General features: G+C 59.6%; 13 protein-coding genes, 1 tRNA gene and 1 pseudogene. 14 read left to right on the forward strand and 1 reads right to left on the reverse strand.

Annotated elements, in window-relative coordinates; translation table 11 throughout:
- Positions 1-15 precede the first annotated feature (15 nt).
- The 10 genes from CRD60_RS04910 (at position 16) to CRD60_RS04955 (ending at position 9,318) form a co-directional block, all read left to right on the forward strand.
- Entirely contained in the window at positions 16-975 is a 960-nt protein-coding gene (locus CRD60_RS04910) for an ABC transporter permease (RefSeq protein ID WP_236630852.1), read from the forward strand.
- Between the two features lie 149 nt (positions 976-1,124).
- On the forward strand, positions 1,125-2,075 hold the full coding sequence (locus CRD60_RS04915; protein ID WP_113860229.1) for a substrate-binding domain-containing protein: 951 nt from the start codon (positions 1,125-1,127) through the stop codon (positions 2,073-2,075).
- Positions 2,076-2,287: 212 nt separating this feature from the next.
- Positions 2,288-2,683 carry a D-ribose pyranase gene (gene rbsD / locus CRD60_RS04920; RefSeq protein ID WP_113860175.1) on the forward strand — a complete coding sequence of 132 codons (396 nt, stop codon included), beginning with the start codon at positions 2,288-2,290 and terminating at the stop codon, positions 2,681-2,683.
- A gap of 371 nt (positions 2,684-3,054) precedes the next feature.
- Positions 3,055-4,029: a ribokinase gene (locus CRD60_RS04925; RefSeq protein ID WP_113860230.1), complete on the forward strand. Its 975-nt coding sequence runs from the start codon at positions 3,055-3,057 to the stop codon at positions 4,027-4,029.
- Positions 4,030-4,782: 753 nt separating this feature from the next.
- Positions 4,783-5,796 (forward strand): ribose-phosphate diphosphokinase, encoded by a 1,014-nt coding sequence (locus CRD60_RS04930; RefSeq protein ID WP_113860176.1) that lies wholly within the window; start codon positions 4,783-4,785, stop codon positions 5,794-5,796.
- 188 nt (positions 5,797-5,984) lie between these two features.
- Positions 5,985-6,281, forward strand: coding sequence for a 30S ribosomal protein S6 (gene rpsF / locus CRD60_RS04935; RefSeq protein WP_113860177.1), 297 nt, complete (start codon positions 5,985-5,987; stop codon positions 6,279-6,281).
- Between the two features lie 130 nt (positions 6,282-6,411).
- Positions 6,412-7,038 carry a single-stranded DNA-binding protein gene (locus CRD60_RS04940; RefSeq protein ID WP_113860178.1) on the forward strand — a complete coding sequence of 209 codons (627 nt, stop codon included), beginning with the start codon at positions 6,412-6,414 and terminating at the stop codon, positions 7,036-7,038.
- 79 nt (positions 7,039-7,117) lie between these two features.
- The gene (gene rpsR, locus CRD60_RS04945; RefSeq protein WP_113860179.1) at positions 7,118-7,366 is read left to right on the forward strand and encodes a 30S ribosomal protein S18; all 249 of its coding nucleotides are present in this window, start codon (positions 7,118-7,120) and stop codon (positions 7,364-7,366) included.
- A gap of 16 nt (positions 7,367-7,382) precedes the next feature.
- The gene (gene rplI / locus CRD60_RS04950) at positions 7,383-7,829 is read left to right on the forward strand and encodes a 50S ribosomal protein L9 (RefSeq protein WP_113860180.1); all 447 of its coding nucleotides are present in this window, start codon (positions 7,383-7,385) and stop codon (positions 7,827-7,829) included.
- Between the two features lie 229 nt (positions 7,830-8,058).
- Positions 8,059-9,318 carry an SLC5/6 family protein gene (locus tag CRD60_RS04955; protein ID WP_113860181.1) on the forward strand — a complete coding sequence of 420 codons (1,260 nt, stop codon included), beginning with the start codon at positions 8,059-8,061 and terminating at the stop codon, positions 9,316-9,318.
- 447 nt (positions 9,319-9,765) lie between these two features.
- Here the strand turns inward: CRD60_RS04955 and CRD60_RS04960 are convergent.
- Positions 9,766-9,839 (reverse strand) — tRNA-Lys (locus CRD60_RS04960).
- Between the two features lie 801 nt (positions 9,840-10,640).
- Between CRD60_RS04960 and CRD60_RS04965 the strand changes: the two genes are divergently transcribed.
- The 4 genes and pseudogenes from CRD60_RS04965 to CRD60_RS04990 all read left to right on the forward strand — a co-directional run bounded on the left by CRD60_RS04965 (position 10,641) and on the right by CRD60_RS04990 (position 15,401).
- A complete protein-coding gene (locus tag CRD60_RS04965) occupies positions 10,641-11,210 on the forward strand; it encodes a DUF3152 domain-containing protein (RefSeq protein ID WP_330848979.1) in 570 nt (189 codons plus the stop codon).
- 104 nt (positions 11,211-11,314) lie between these two features.
- Positions 11,315-12,130 (forward strand): annotated as a pseudogene (locus tag CRD60_RS04970) (glutamate--tRNA ligase family protein); the annotation flags it as partial.
- 847 nt (positions 12,131-12,977) lie between these two features.
- Positions 12,978-14,033, forward strand: coding sequence for a YggS family pyridoxal phosphate-dependent enzyme (locus tag CRD60_RS09125; protein ID WP_236630845.1), 1,056 nt, complete (start codon positions 12,978-12,980; stop codon positions 14,031-14,033).
- A 552-nt stretch (positions 14,034-14,585) separates the two neighbouring features.
- Complete coding sequence (locus CRD60_RS04990; RefSeq protein ID WP_113860182.1) at positions 14,586-15,401, forward strand: fumarylacetoacetate hydrolase family protein; 816 nt, start codon at positions 14,586-14,588, stop codon at positions 15,399-15,401.
- Positions 15,402-15,465: the final 64 nt, after the last annotated feature.

Below are 15,465 nucleotides of genomic sequence, written 5' to 3' on the forward strand. Positions count from 1 at the left end.
GTGAAAGCAACGCAGATGGAATCCCCGTCCAGCGCTCTTGACAAGGTTAAGAAATTCGCCAGCCGTAACGGCGCCCTGATTGGACTGGTCATCCTCTGCTTGGTCCTGGCCTTCGCCACCCCGGCCTTCCTGACGGCCAATAACATTCTGAACGTTGGCATCCAGGCCGCGACAGTGGCCATTCTGGCATTCGGCCAGACCTTCGTCATCGTTGCCGCTGGCATCGACCTGTCGGTGGGTTCGGTGGCCGCGGTCTCCAGCATGATCGTGGCCTATACCGGCGCCTCCATGGGATTGCCCGCCTGGATGACCATCATCGTCGGCATCCTGGCTGGTGCCGTCTTCGGCGGACTTTCCGGCTTGGCCAACGCCTATCTGAAGCTGCCCTCCTTCATAGCCACGCTGGCTATGATGTCCGTGGCCCGAGGCCTGACCCTTGTCATCTCCGACGGCCGGCCCATCACCACGTCCGGTCTGGTCAACTTCTTCGGCTCCAACCTTGCCGGCATTCCTGTCCCCATCATGATGATGGTCATCATGGGCATTATCGCCGCCGTCATCCTCAACCTGACCAGTGCCGGCCGTTCCATGTACGCCGTTGGCGGCAACATGGAGGCCTCCCGCCTCTCCGGCATCTCGGTCCACAAGACCCAGATCATGGTCTTCGTCCTTTCCGGTGTCTTCGCTGCTGTGGCCGGCCTGGTCATCGCCGGCCGTCTCCACTCCGCCCAGCCCCAGGCCGCCACCGGCTATGAGATGGACGCCATCGCCTCCGTGGTCATCGGCGGTGCCTCCCTGTCGGGCGGCAAGGGCAGAATTTCCGGCACCTTCGTTGGAGCCATCCTCCTGGCCGTCATCCGTAACGGTCTGAACATTCTCAACGTCTCCTCCTTCTGGCAGCAGGTCGTCATCGGCCTGGTCATTGCCTTCGCCGTGAGCTTCGATACCCTGCGCCGCCAGGAAGACGCCCACTGATCCCCATCCGGTCCCGGCGGGCTTTCAGTCCGACCGGATGGATGCAATCATCCACGCACCAAGCAGGGGCCGATCCCCGGATGAAGCTTCCACAGATTGGCTCTGACACCACCGAGAGTAATGAAGAATAGAAAGAAATGAGGAATACCATGATGAACATATCAGTAAAGAAGGGCGTGAAGGCGGGCCTGGCCCTGGTCTGCGCCGGAGCCATGATGGTCGGCTTCAGTGCCTGCGGCGGCGGATCTTCCTCCGGTTCGGGCAATGAGAAGGTCGCCCTGCTGGTCTCCACCCTCAACAACCCCTTCTTCGTCGATCTGCGTGATGGCGCTCAGGCCGAAGCCAAGAAGCTGGGCATCGACCTGCAGGTCTCGGACGCCCAGAACGACTCCGCAACCCAGCAGAACCAGGCTCAGAATGCCCAGTCACAAGGAGCCAAGGCCGTCATCATCAACCCGGTTGATTCCGACGCCGCCGGCTCGGCAGTGGCACCGCTCGTCTCCTCCAACCTGCCGGTCATCTCGGTGGATCGTGCCGTCACTGGCGCTAGCGTCACCTCCCACATCGCCTCCAACAATGTCGCGGGTGGCGCCCAGGCGGCCGATGAGCTGGCCAAGTCCTTGGACGAGAAGGGCGACATCATCATCCTCCAGGGCACTCCCGGCGCCGCTTCGACCCGTGACCGCGGCAAGGGCTTCAAGGACCAGATCAAGAAGTACTCAGGCATCAAGGTCGTGGCCGAGCAGACCGCCAACTTCGACCGCGCCAACGCCTTGGACGTGACCACCAACCTCATGCAGTCCAACGGCAAGGTGGTCGGCGTGTATGCCGAGAATGACGAGATGGCTCTGGGTGCCGTGCAGGCGCTCGGTGACCGCGCCGGCAAGGACGTGAAGATCTTCGGCTTCGACGGCACGGCTGATGGCATCAAGTCCGTCAAGAGTGGCGCCATGGTCGGTACCATCGCCCAGCAACCCAAGGTCCTTGGCCAGAAGGCTGTCCAGGCGGCGGCCAAGGCCATCAAGGGCGAGAAGGTCTCCAAGACGGAGTCCATCCCCGTCAAAACCGTCAACAAGGAGAACATCTCCTCCTTCCAGTGACATGCCGAAACGGGCGTAATGCCCACTAGGCGGTTGGATTGGTGGTTCGCTCAGGCATCTGGCCCGATCGGACCACCAATCCGGCGGACGCCTATATTAGGATGTTGCTGGAATCGAATGGCCCGATACGACGCTTGTGGAAGGCCGACTATGTCAATGGAAGTGCCCTGCCTGGTCTGTGGGGAGGGCGCTCCTTGCCGAAAAGGTGAAAAATGCTAACACATGGAATTCTCAATGCCCAATTGGCGGCTGCTATGGCCGGTCTGCGGCACAAGGATCTCTTCGTGGTCTCAGATTGCGGTTTGCCGGTTCCGGAGGGTGTGGAGGTCATCGATTTGGCTCTGGTTTTTGGCCTGCCCCGCTTTGAGGACGTGCTTGATGCCCTTAAGGGCAATCTGGTTCTTGAAACAGCCACCATGGCCCAGGAGGCCAAGGGGACCCTGGCCGAGCAGTGGGTGAGTGACAGATTTGATCTGCCCATGGACTACACGCCCCACGATGGGCCGGATGGGTTCAAGGACCGGGTCAAGGATGTGAAATTCGTGATTCGCTCTGGTGAAACCACTTCTTTCGCCAATGTCATCTTTCGCTGTGGTGTGCCCTTCTGAGGTGTCTCATGCTGGCTTGCTGGTGGCATAATTTGCGGCGTGTCTGGGGTCGCCCCTGCCAGCTGAGGGTGTCCACCAGCAGGCTTGGGCGCTGGCCTATGGAGGGTCTGCCTGCTCGACGAGGGCCCGCGTGGCTGGTGCCCGTTGAGATCTATGGATAAGCTGGCTGTGGTATATGCCCTCTTGTACCCATGTCCGTCCTGCTCTGTGGGCAGGACTTGGGTACCTGCCGGTGCAACTGAAAGGCGGATTGGAGACCAGGGAATGGGTGCCCAGCAGCACTGGTCCGGGGTTTGCGGTCCGCTGTACTACGAGAATAATTGAAACACTATGGGAACAAGGCCCTAGCGCCTTCAATGAACGGGATGAATATGAACAAGGAAGCACTCGACAGGCTTGGTCGAATCAGTTCAAGCGAGGCGAAGGTGGCCGTGGTCGGTTCCATGAATGTGGACTACACGGTCGTGGCCGACCGTTTGCCTGAACCAGGGGAAACCATCAATGGCGGCCCTCTCCAGTTGCTGCCGGGCGGCAAATCGGCCAACCAGGCCGCCGCCGCCGCACGGATCGGTGCCCAGGTTCAGTTATTCGGGGCCCTGGGGCAGGACGCCAACGCCGATTTTCTACTTGATCACCTGGGCCAGGCTGGCGTGGATGTCTCCCAGGTACGGCATGTGCCTGGTCCCAGCGGCACCACAGTCATCACCGTGGATGGTCAGGGGGAGAATACCATCGTCTATTCCGCCGGCTCCAATGCCAGCGTCACCACCGAGTACATTGATGAGTCCGCTTCGGCCCTCACACAATCCCGAGTCCTTGGGCTGAGTCTGGAGAGCCCCATGGAGACCGTGACCCATGCCGCCCAGATCTGCCATGCCGCAGGGCTCAAGGTCCTGCTTAACGACTCACCATTCGTCCCCCAATTGTCTGCTGAACTCATCGCCGCTTCCGACATCCTCCTGGTCAATGAGCATGAGATGGCCCAACTGCTTGGCATTCAGGAGCCCGAGAATGGCGAGTGGGACGGCCTGGATTGGTCAGCCACCGCGGGTGCCATGCGCGAATTTGGCTTTGACCAGGCCATCGTGACCCTAGGCGGAGAAGGGTCGGTCGTCCTTGATCATGGACAGGTGGAGAGGATCGCTCCGGTCAGGGTTAAGGCCTTGGATACGACTGGCTGCGGTGATTCCTTCATGGGCACCGTCTTGGCGGGTTTGGCCTCCGGCCTTTCCCTATCCGAGAGCGCCCAGGTGGCCTCCTATGTCTCAGCCTATGCGGCCACTGGCCTGGGTGCCCAGGCCTCCTACGGCAGCACTCAACAGATCGAGGCCTTCTTCAACGAGTAAAGCTCCATCAAGTCGGAAGCCGGGGGAAGCAAGATTCCCCCGGCTTCCGCCGTTTTTGACCGTTTTCCTGCCTGCTGTTTGCCGTCAACTCCTTGGCAACCAGCTGCCGCCGTCCTTTCGCAGCCGGCGTTTTTGCCCCCGACTCACCCCAAGGTGGGTTAGGTGTCCACCCTCTCCACCACTTCGTCATTTCGTTCCTCCTATCTGTCCTTAGGGTGAGTGGAGGCTTCGGGTCCTGGTATTCATCAATGAGCAATCCGTCTTGTTCCCCGTGTTTCCGCGTCTTCGCTCCACATCCTCCCTCCACAGGGACTGGTTGCTCACTGCAGCAGGGTTTGACGCACCATCGCCAAGCCGGCTCACCCCACAGGCGGATACGGAGGAAGGCATCAAGCAGTTGCGCTGAACTTTCCCCATACTTGGACATAGGGTGAGTCTCCGATGCCAGATCTTTGTTCCGATAGCGGTGAGTCTTGCCTGATAGGGGTGAGTCATGGTGGTATAAGGGCGATTCTTGATTGGAGAAACGCCTTTGAAAAGACACGCTCTGGGGATTGATTGGAGTGAGTGGGTTTGGCTGTTAGGGAGGCGAGGAAGCGTGCCGGGCGACAATCCGCTAGTCGGGATTTCTTCAGGGAACTGTATATTGGACGTGGCCCGAATCAGCTTGGGCTCGTCGTGGGCAAGTCCTGCGATGGGTCTTGTTCGCATGATTAGATAGCAGCAGTGAGACTCCACAGGAGAGGGCGGACAATGTCGGCGATTTTAGAAGGCAAATCTGATAAGAAGATGGCCTTGGTGGCAGGTCGGTCCTACCCCGAGCAAGCTATTGAAACCGCGGTCTGTCTGGGAATTGAACCCCTGAAGACCGATGCCTATGACTTTGCCAATAGCGAGATGTATGTACGCTTCTCCCAGCCCGTGCGCGGGGCTGACGTCTTTGTGCTCCAGGCGCATACCCAGCCCATCAATACAGCCATCATGGAACAGCTCATCATGATTGATGCACTCAAGCGTGCCTCGGCGCGTTCCATCACGGTGGTGGCGCCCTTCCTGGGGTATTCGCGCCAGGACAAGAAGCACCTGGGGCGCGAGCCCATTACCGCCCGCCTGATTTTTGACCTTTTTCGCACGGCCGGTGCGGACCGCATCATGACGGTTGACCTGCACGCGGCCCAGGAGCAGGGTTTCTTTGATGCCCCGGTCGATCACCTGACCGCCATGCCGGTGCTGCTCAATTATGTACGTTCAACCATGCCCTTGGACGACGCCACCATCGTGTCTCCGGACGCTGGGCGTATCAAGGTTTCAGAGCAGTGGGCGGCGAAGTTGGGTGGTCTACCCCTGGCCTTCATCCATAAGACACGAGACGTAACGAGGCCCAACCACGCCGAGGCCCACGGCATCATCGGTCAGGTCGAGGGCCGCGATTGCATCGTGGTTGACGATATGATCGACACCGCAGGCACTATCTGTGAAGCGGTCAATACCTTGAAGGGTGCGGGGGCCAAGTCGGTGACTTTGGTTGCCACCCATGGAATCCTGTCGGGGCCGGCAATTGAGCGGCTCCAGGCTTGTGTCGTGCGGGAGATTATTCTCATGGATACCGTTCCCGTGCCCAAGTCGAAGCGTCTGCCCAATATGACCGTCTTGTCCATCGCCCCCCTCCTTGCCTCCGGCATTAGATCCGTCTTTGAATCGGGCTCGGTCAGCGGATTGATGAACGGGTTGCCAGAGGATATGAAGCCCAGAAGCATCTACGCCTGAGTAGGGGTACTTCGCGGACTGGCGAGCTGGAGCACCTCGCTGGCCGGGCAACCTCCCCTGCAGGATTTCCTCCCTCGGTCGCGGGTGACGAGTAACATCAATGTATTGTCTGCGGTGTATTGCCGCAGGCATGCATACACACTCCTGTCATGGAAAGGCCATGACCATAAGTCCGAAGGAGGTGGGTGATGTCTGCACATAAGTACGAACTGATGTTCATTGCTGATCCTGACCTGGATGAGCGCGCTCTGAAGAAGCTGACCGAACAGTATCTCGAAACCGTCACCAAGGAAGGCGGTGCCGTCGAGGAACCTGATTTCTGGGGCCGTCGCAAGCTGGCCTACGAGATTGACGGCAAGACCGAGGGCAACTACGTTGTGGTCAACTACAGCGCCGAGCCTGCTGTCAGCGCCGAGCTCGACCGTATCCTCAATCTGAACGAGTCCGTAATCCGCACCAAGATCCTGCGTAAGGACGCCAAGTAGGTTTTCGTCTGCCTTGAGCAGATAAAGAATCCCTAGGACCTTGACAGCTTGTCTCCCGCCGGCGGTGCGTCGGCTTGGGGGAAGAGAAGACCTTGGGAATCAATAGGAATCAAGCAAGTAAGGAATCGTCATGGCTGGTGAAACGACCATCACTATCGTGGGTAATCTGACCGCTGACCCCGAGCTACGCACCGTTGGCAGCGGGGCGTCCGTGGCCAGCTTCACCATCGCTTCGACACCGCGTACCTTCAACCGGAACTCCAACCAGTGGGAGGATGGTCAGGCGCTGTTCATGCGGTGCTCGGCCTGGCGTGAGTTGGCGGACCATGTGGCCTCGAGCCTGACCAAGGGCATGCGTGTCATCGCCCAGGGTCGTCTCTCCCAGCGTTCCTACCAGGCCCAGGACGGTTCCAACCGCACCGTGGTCGAGATGACCATCGACGAGATCGGTCCCTCCCTGCGCTACGCGACCGCCCAGGTGACCCGCCAGTCCTCCGGTTCCTCCGGGTTCGCCGGTGGCTCCCGTGGTGGGTTCAACGGCAACGGTGGGAACGGCGGTAATGCCGGCAATGCCTCTGGTGGTTACCAGGGTGGGGCCGGTTACTCCGGTGGAGCTGCCTACAACAACAATGCCGCTCCGGCCGCCCAGGCTCCCGCCGCGGATCCTTGGGGGTCCTCGGCTGGCTCCAGTGATGGATTCTCCTCCTTCGGAGGCAACTCCGAATTCGGTGGGGATTCAGACGAGCCGGAATTCTAAATTCCAAGACGATCAAGACCTTAGGGTCAGCCTGTCAAGGCACCAGCAAGTAGTAGTACTGTCATAAGGAGAACATCAGATGTCAAGAAAGAGGCCACAGCCGCCGGTCAAGCCCTTCAAAAAGAAGGCCGATCCGCTCAAGGCTGCAAAGATCACCGAGATTGATTACAAGGACGTCGCCCTGCTGCGCAAGTTCGTGTCCGACCGCGGCAAGATTCGTTCCCGCCGCATCACCGGCGTGAGTGTCCAGGAGCAGCGCAAGATCGCCCAGGCCGTCAAGAACGCCCGCGAGATGGCCCTGCTGCCTTACTCCACCAACGGCCGCTGATTAGGAGGAGAGACAAATGGCTACCATGAAAGTTATTCTCACCAAGGCCGTCAGCAATGTGGGCCAGCCCGGAGATGTGGTCGAGGTCAAGGCCGGTTACGCCCGTAACTACCTGATTCCGCAGGGCCTGGGCTTCGCCTGGACCAAGAACGCCGCCTCCCAGATCGAGGCCATGAAGCGGGCCCGCCTGGCCAAGGCCGTCGCCACCCGCGAGGATGCCGTCGCCGCCAAGGCCGCCATCGAGGGAGCCACCGTCGAGATCGCCGCCAAGGTGTCCGAGTCCGGCAAGCTCTTCGGTGGCGTGACCGCCGACAAGATCGCCGTCGCCCTGTCCGACAAGGCATCGGTCAACCCCAAGCTGATCACCGTCGACCCCATCAAGACCACCGGCGAGTTCCCCGCAACCGTGGAACTGCACCCCGAGATCTCCGCCTCCTTCACCGTCAAGGTCATGGCTGAGTAAGGTCGTCAGTCAATAGGCGAATACCGCTGAAACCGGTTCCGCTCTTATCGGGCGGGGCCGGTTTTCGCTATGCGCGCTGCCCATACCTGCCTCTGTCCAGACAACTATATTGGTGGGAGAACAGGAAAAGAGTAAGACATTGGCACAGTCACCAGCAGATCGGATACCTACACCGCTGACCGGGAGCAGAGCCTCGGCCGCCGCCCAACGTCATGCTGATCAGGCCGGCATGAGTCTGGAGGAATGGCGCAGGGAGACCAAGTTCGACAGTACCGACTGGGGGTGGGTCATCATGTCTATCGGCATGGCCATCGGTGCCGGCATAGTCTTTCTTCCAGTCAAGGTGGGCCTGGTTGGACTGTGGGTCTTTCTGGTCTCAGCCATCATCGCCTACCCGGCCATGTACCTCTTCCAACGCCTCTTCATCAACACCCTGGCCGAATCCAAGGAGGGCGGGGACTATCCCAGCGTCATCAGCGGATATTTGGGCAAGAATTGGGGATTCCTCTTGGGTATCCTCTATTTCCTGATGCTGCTGATCTGGATATTCGTCTACTCGACGGCCATCACCAACGACAGCGCCTCCTTCCTACACTCCTTCCACCTGACCAAAACCGTCTGGTCCTCAAACCCCTTCTATGGGCTGGTGGTCATCTGCCTCCTGGTCGCCATCGCCTCCAGGGCCGAGAAGGTCCTCTTCAACATATCCAGCTTCATGGTCCTGACCAAACTGGTGGTGGTCTTCATACTCGGGGTGTCCATGATTGGACTCTGGGACCTGCATAATGTGGGTTCCTTCCCCGACCTGGGCTACCTGGTCAAGCAGACCATAGTGCTGCTGCCCTTCACCCTGACCTCCATCCTCTTTCTCCAGTCGCTCTCGCCCATGGTGATATCCTTCCGGGCCCACAACAAGAACATCGAGGTGGCTAGGTACAAATCCCTGCGGGCCATGAACATAGCCTTCGTGACCCTCTTCGTGGTCGTCTTCTTCTATGCCGTTTCCTTCAATCTGGCCCTGGGGCACGACGAGGCGGTGGAGGCCTACAATAAGAACATCTCCACCCTGGCCATCGCCGCCCAGAACATGGATGGGAGCCTGGTCAAGATCCTCAGCCTCATCCTGAACATCTTCGCCGTGATGACGGCCTTCTTTGGGGTCTTCCTTGGTTTTCGGGAGGCCTGCGAGGGCATTGCGACCAACATCCTCAAGCGCTTCATGCCGGAGGAGCGCATCAACACCAGGATCATGAAGGGATCGATTCTGGTCTTTTCGGTGCTGGTGGCCTGGGGTGCCATTCTGCTGAACGCGCCGGTGCTGAGTTTCACCTCCATTTGCTCACCTATTTTCGGGCTGATTGGCTGCCTTATTCCGGCCTACCTGGTCTACAAGGTTCCCAGCTTGCATAAGTACAAGGGGCCTGGGCTATGGTTGATAATCTTCGTTGGCCTGCTCCTGGTGATCTCGCCATTCCTGGCCTTCCTCTAACTCAGGGGCCAACTGAAAGCCCAAATCAAAGCACTGGCTTGGGATCCCATGGGCCGGGAGGGCCCAGCAACTACGGTGCCGCCATCTCCGGAGCGAATTCCAAGGATCCCTCAGATACGTAGACGAGACAGACTGATCGCGTGCAATACAACACATTCCAAAACTGATTCTTAAACACCACGTTCAGTTCCTAAAGGCACAGTTTGGCTTAAAAACGTGCTCAGTTCCTATAGGCCTCGAACTGGACACCACAGCCCAGGCAACCCCCATTAATGGCCCGACCTATTAATAAACCCCAGACACGCCTACTGCCACAAGCTCAAATCCACAACAGAAACACCACGTTTAGGGGTTATAGGCCTATAACCCCTAATCCCATAGCCCGGGTTCCGGCAGTATACGGAAAAACCGCAGCAACCTGGTGGTTACTGCGGTTCTAGCTGGAAGTGCCCCCGCGGGGGCTCGAACCCCGGACACGCTGATTAAGAGTCAGCTGCTCTAGCCAACTGAGCTACAGGGGCGTCGGCACTTCTTGAGCCAGATGACTACTATACTCTCATCGACCAATGATTCAAGTCGGAGTGTCGTCAATCTGAGGTCTGTGGAGGCGTGCCGGCTCGCCAGGTCCGCAAGCGGCTGTGGTGGGATTGGTGGTCGACTCATCCCCCAACCTCGCCCTACCGACTGTCACCAAGCTACACCGGTCCAACTGGGCCCTACCCATGCCCGCGGTAGGGGCGGTGGGTATATTGGGTGCTGTGGCAATCCGACAACCTTGAGGAGGGGCCGTGGTACATCCTGTCCACGAGCCTGGCCGTGACCCCAAAGGGCGCGATGCCAGGTCGCATGCTGCCGGCAATCCTTCAAGCCGGCCCCCTAGCGGCAATCACGCTGACGCCAATTCCAGCCGGCGCTCGCAAGCTGGTCATAACACGTCTTCCGGCTCACTGTGGATCGGGCGACTCATGCGGACGGTGCAGTCCTTCTGGCGTTTCGTCACGCTGCTGTTGGTGGCCCCGGGACGTTGGGTCAGCCAGGCCTGGCATCAGATGCTTGCGGATCTGTGTCCCCGGGCTGCGTATAGCGCCGTTGGCCCCACGTCCTCACGCATCTTCCTTACCCGGCGGCTGGTGGTGTTCGGCGTGCTGGTCCTGCTGGCGATAGCCCTATTGACAGGCTTCGCCGCTACGATGCATTCGCTGGCGGGGCACTCTTCAGGGCAACAGCCCACTACGGGAAGCCCGGCTGGCTCCAAGCGGTCGGACGCTTCCAAGAAATCCTATGATTCCGCGCTTGTGAAGCATTCCGCGCCTCCTGCCCCGATGGCAGGATTCAATCCCTTGTCCCAGGAGGACCGGTCCAGAATATTGGCTAAGGCCCAAGCGACGGCAGCCGCTTCCGGCCACGAGCAACGGCACTACTCCTACTGCGTGTCCACCAAGGGGCAGGTCGGGCAAACCGACGAATTTGAGAACTTGGTCTACCGGGCCTTGAATGATGCCCGGGGCTGGCCCAGGGCCGGAGCAACGTTCACCCAAGGGGCCAACGGGGACTGCGACATGACGCTCATCCTCTCCGAGGCCCAGTACATGACCAGCTTCTTCCAAGGCTGCTCCAACGAATACAGCTGCCGGGTGGGCAACCAAGTCATCATCAACCAGGACCGCTGGAATCAGGCGACCCAGGAGTGGCTGGACACTGGCGGTGATATGCAACGCTACCGGACCATGGTCATCAACCACGAGGTCGGCCACCGCCTGGGGCATATCGACAACGAGCCCGTGTGCCCCGGGGCCGGCCAGCTGGCGCCCCTTATGCAGCAGCAATCCATAGGGCTGCGGGGTTGCGTGGTCAACGAATGGCCGTTGGATTCGGAACTATGGATCCAATGACGGCCACCGGCCCCGCTGGGCTTGTGGCGGGCGGCTTGAGCTTGAGATGGGGTGAGGCCCGGCCGCGGCTGCATCTTGGGCTGTTCACCTGCTATAAGGGTGCTATGACTGGACGATTGGCGCCGACCCCATCCGGGCGGATTCACATAGGCAATGTCTACGCCATGCTGGCGGCTTGGCTGTCCGCCCGGTCCGAAGACTCCGGTGTTGGGAAGACTGGGGCGGGGCGCCTGCTCCTACGTATCGAAGACATCGACCGACCCCGAGTCGTTCCGGATGCAGACCGCTGGTTCATGGATGACATCGCCTGGCTGGGTATGGATTGGGATGGCGAACCCGTTTACCAATCTCAGCGGGGTGAGCTATACGAGCGTGCCCTGGAACTGCTGCGACACTACCGGCTGGGGCCAGGAGGCCTGAGTGAGGGCGTGGGCCAGACTGATGGCCAGAGCGGTTATGTCGGGGTGGGGAGCGCCCGGGAGCGACTCGTGTATCCCTGCTTCTGCTCCCGTTCGGACATCCGGGCGGCCGCGGCCCCGCAGGAGGGAGACGGTTTTGTTGTCTATCCGGGTACCTGCCGGCGACTATGGCGGGCCAATCCGCAGTTAATGAACTCACGCATCGCCGCTGGCGACCAGCATTCCCTGCGCCTGGCCATGCCGGAGGCGAACCCGGATGGGGACTCGTTCTTGTCAGACCCAGTCTTCGTCGACCGTATCTACGGCCGGAAGAACTTCAACCTGGCTGCTGATATTGGTGATTCCGTGGTCAGGCGGGCCGATGGGGTAATGTCCTACCAACTGGCCGTTGTGGTTGACGACCTGCTCATGGGGGTCGATGACGTTGTCCGTGGTCGAGACCTATTGCGGTCGACCGCCCTGCAGATCTGGATTCGTCGGTGCCTCCTTGATGCAGGCTTTGCGGCGGGATATGGTCTTTCGCCCGATGGCGATGCCATGCCTGCTGGTGAGACCATGCCAGGTGCTGCCACCATGCCCGGTGTTGCCGATGTAATCATGTCTGCTGGTGCGGCCGTGCCTATTCGTGAGGTCAAGTCTAACGGGGTGACCATGCCTGACGGTGTCGATGCGACGTATGGGTCTTTCGGCGATGGCAGCGGTGTCAGCCATTCTAGCGATGCAAACGTTGCCAAAGCTACCCCTGGTCCCCGGAATGCTGGTGAAATTTGCTACAACAAAGGCAACCTTGGCTCCAGTGGCAACGCTGATGCTTGTCCGGCTATCTGCGGCGTTTCCTCCAGCTATCCTGAGGCCCAAGGTCCTGGGGCCGTTCATGCCTCACATCCGTGCGAACCAGTCAAATCACCACTCAACCCGCGCTACACCCACCTGCCTCTGGTGGAATCGCCGCAGGGTCGCAGACTCGCCAAACGCGAGCGCTCCTTGGATATGGGCACGTTGAGGTCCGCTGGTATTCGGCCTGAAGCGGTTGTGGGCTACTGCGCGTGGTTGCTCGGCTTGTCCACTAGCTATCGCCCCATGAGCGCCCAAGAGGCATTGTCCATTTTCAGCCATTGTGGTTGGAGGCCTCTTCAGGACCACCCAGCTGACCAACAGCTACCTGAGGGCATCGTGGAGTTTCTTGCCGTTTGAGTCTCCGTAGGTCCGGCGGATGCTGCCAGAGCCTTTCTGCGGCATTGGGCCATATCATGGTCAGGATTGTGTATGGCCGCAGATCGGGGGAGGCTGCCCTAGTCGGCCCATTGTGCCTAGGATGTTGTCAGCGAGGCAAGCAATCGAGGTAAGCATGACGGCGTATATGGAACACAAGGATCTGGCCAACGAGCATATTGATGCTGCTCGGGCCGGGCAGATCGCCGACAATGTGGCGCAGGTGCGGGCCGCCATTGCCCACGCCGAGGCGGCTGCTGGCCGTGAGCCGGAGTCGGTCAAGTTGCTGGCCGCCACCAAGACGCGTGACGTCGGGGAGATCATGGCCGCCATTGATGCCGGTGTTGACATGATTGGCGAGAATCGACCGCAGGAGGTGGTTGCTAAAGGGGCGGGTCTGACCAGGCAATGTGCCGAACGCGGACTCATCTTGGGAGCTGCCAGCGGGAGCGAGGCCGTGGACCCGGCTGCCGGGGGGCAGCAGGCTTCTACCCAAGAAACTCAGGGTTTCGCTGGAAATGCAGCGGTCGGCCCGCCGGTTGACGGGTCTCAGGTGTTCAAACGGGGGCAACACAACCCATGGCACCTAGGTTCAGGATTGGACTTGAGCGAGCATCCTGGCGCTATTGCCTCCCAGGGGCCGCTTGCTGCTGCTTCGGTTTCTGCGCAGGGGGAGGGGGGCGGTCTTGATATGGAACAACCCAAGCCGCTGCCTTTTCATCTGATTGGTCAGCTGCAATCCAACAAAATCGGCAAGATACTGCCATTTGTAACAACCATTGAGTCTGTGGACTCGGTCGCTTTGGCTGAGAAGATCAGTCGCCGGGCAGTGGCCCGTAATGCAGTGGTCGGTATCCTCCTGGAGGTGAATGAGTCCGGCGAGGAATCGAAGTCTGGTTGCGCCCCCAGCCAGGCCATTGATATTGCCGTCCAAATTGGTCTTATGGACGGCCTGGACCTGCAGGGGCTCATGACCGTCGGTGCCCATGTGGATGATGAATCCATCATCCGCCAGGGATTCTCGCACCTGCGCCGCCTGCGCGAAGCCATCAGGACTTCCGGGCATCCCGGCACGGAACATTGCTGCGAACTATCCATGGGTATGACCTCAGACCTGGCTATAGCTGTAGAGGAGGGCTCAACCATGGTCCGAGTCGGCACTGCCATTTTCGGTGAGCGCGCCTTCGTGTAGTTTCCTCTTCTCCGCTTCCTTCCCAACGCTCCAGGCGTATCCGGCCGTGTGCGTGCGCGCTTAATGTACGCGCGTTCTCATCCTTTGCCATGCGCAAGCCATCTCATCAATCCGCCTGGTTCCCCTTCCGATATTCCTTCTCGATCTTGGCTCTCCCTTCCTCTCCTCTTTTCAAATCTTGCTCCCCCTTCCGCTCCTTTCTCCGAATCTTGGCTCACCCTAACCTCTGATGTGCAGAAGGAATCCTCATTTTCCCCGTCTGGCTGTCCCCTATTGCTCTTAAGGGTGAGTCTGTGGGCGCCAGCCGTCTTTTCCTACCTCTAATCGCGCAGGCTACGCATGAATCCGGCTGTATCCGTTAGGCCAAAGTCTCGCATGGCGGCCGCTTAGAATCTCGGCTCACCTTAGCAATCGTTGCCCAGGTGCAAGAGGCTGGAGGCCTAAAGGGTGGTTGGCTATTCGTTGTTGGGGTGTGTCGGCTAGGAGTGATTGGCGTAATGAACCCAGCCCCCGCCCCGTCATCTAACCTGCCCTTGGCGTAGGCTAGGAACCATGAGAATCGCACGTTTTGCCCATAATGATGTCCCCCAGTACGCTTTCATCCAGAAGGATTCCGCTGATGGTAAGGAATACTTGGTTCCGTTGGATGGCTACCCTCTGGGGGGCCGCCCGGTCAAGCCCACGGGCGATCGGATACCACTTGATTCCGACGGAGTCCGTCTGCTGGCCCCGATTATTCCCTCGAAGGTCTACGGGTTGGCTAAGAACTATCAGGCTCACGCAGCTTACATGCACGAGCAGGGCCAGGCACCGGTCGCACAGGCGCCGGCGGAGATGGTAGTCTTCATGAAGCCCAGCACCTCAGTGATTGGCCCCGATGACCCAATCGTCATGCCGGCCTGCTCGCGGGACATGAATTATGAACCTGAGGTGGCTGTGGTCATGGGCCGCATAGCGAAGAACGTACCTGTTGAAGAGGCCATGAAGTATGTTCTCGGTTTTACTTGTGTCAACGACGTCACCCTGCGCGATCTGCAGCAGAGCGATCCCATGTGGACCCGAGCCAAGGGTTTCGATACCTCCTGCCCGCTGGGACCATGGATTGAAACCGAGTTTGCCTGGCAGGCCGCCCATATTTCCTTCAGTCTGAATGGCGAGGAAGTACCCGAGGCCTCCGGCACGACAGCCAATTTGGTCCACAGCATTCCTGAGCAGATTGCTTTCATCTCCAGCTTTGCCACGCTCTTGCCTGGAGATGTGATCATGACTGGTACGCCTCACGCATCCGGACAGCTTAAGCCGGGTGATGAGGCGGTGGTGAAGGTCGACGGCATTGGTGAATTGCGGAATGTGGTGGTGCAAGGCTGAGGACTTGGGTCTGGCTGTAAACCTTGCCTGCTCCTAGGCGAGTCCGTCGTGTTCGGTGACTGCG

Origin of the sequence: Bifidobacterium aemilianum (assembly GCF_003315635.1) — a bacterium.
Lineage (GTDB): Bacteria > Actinomycetota > Actinomycetes > Actinomycetales > Bifidobacteriaceae > Bifidobacterium > Bifidobacterium aemilianum.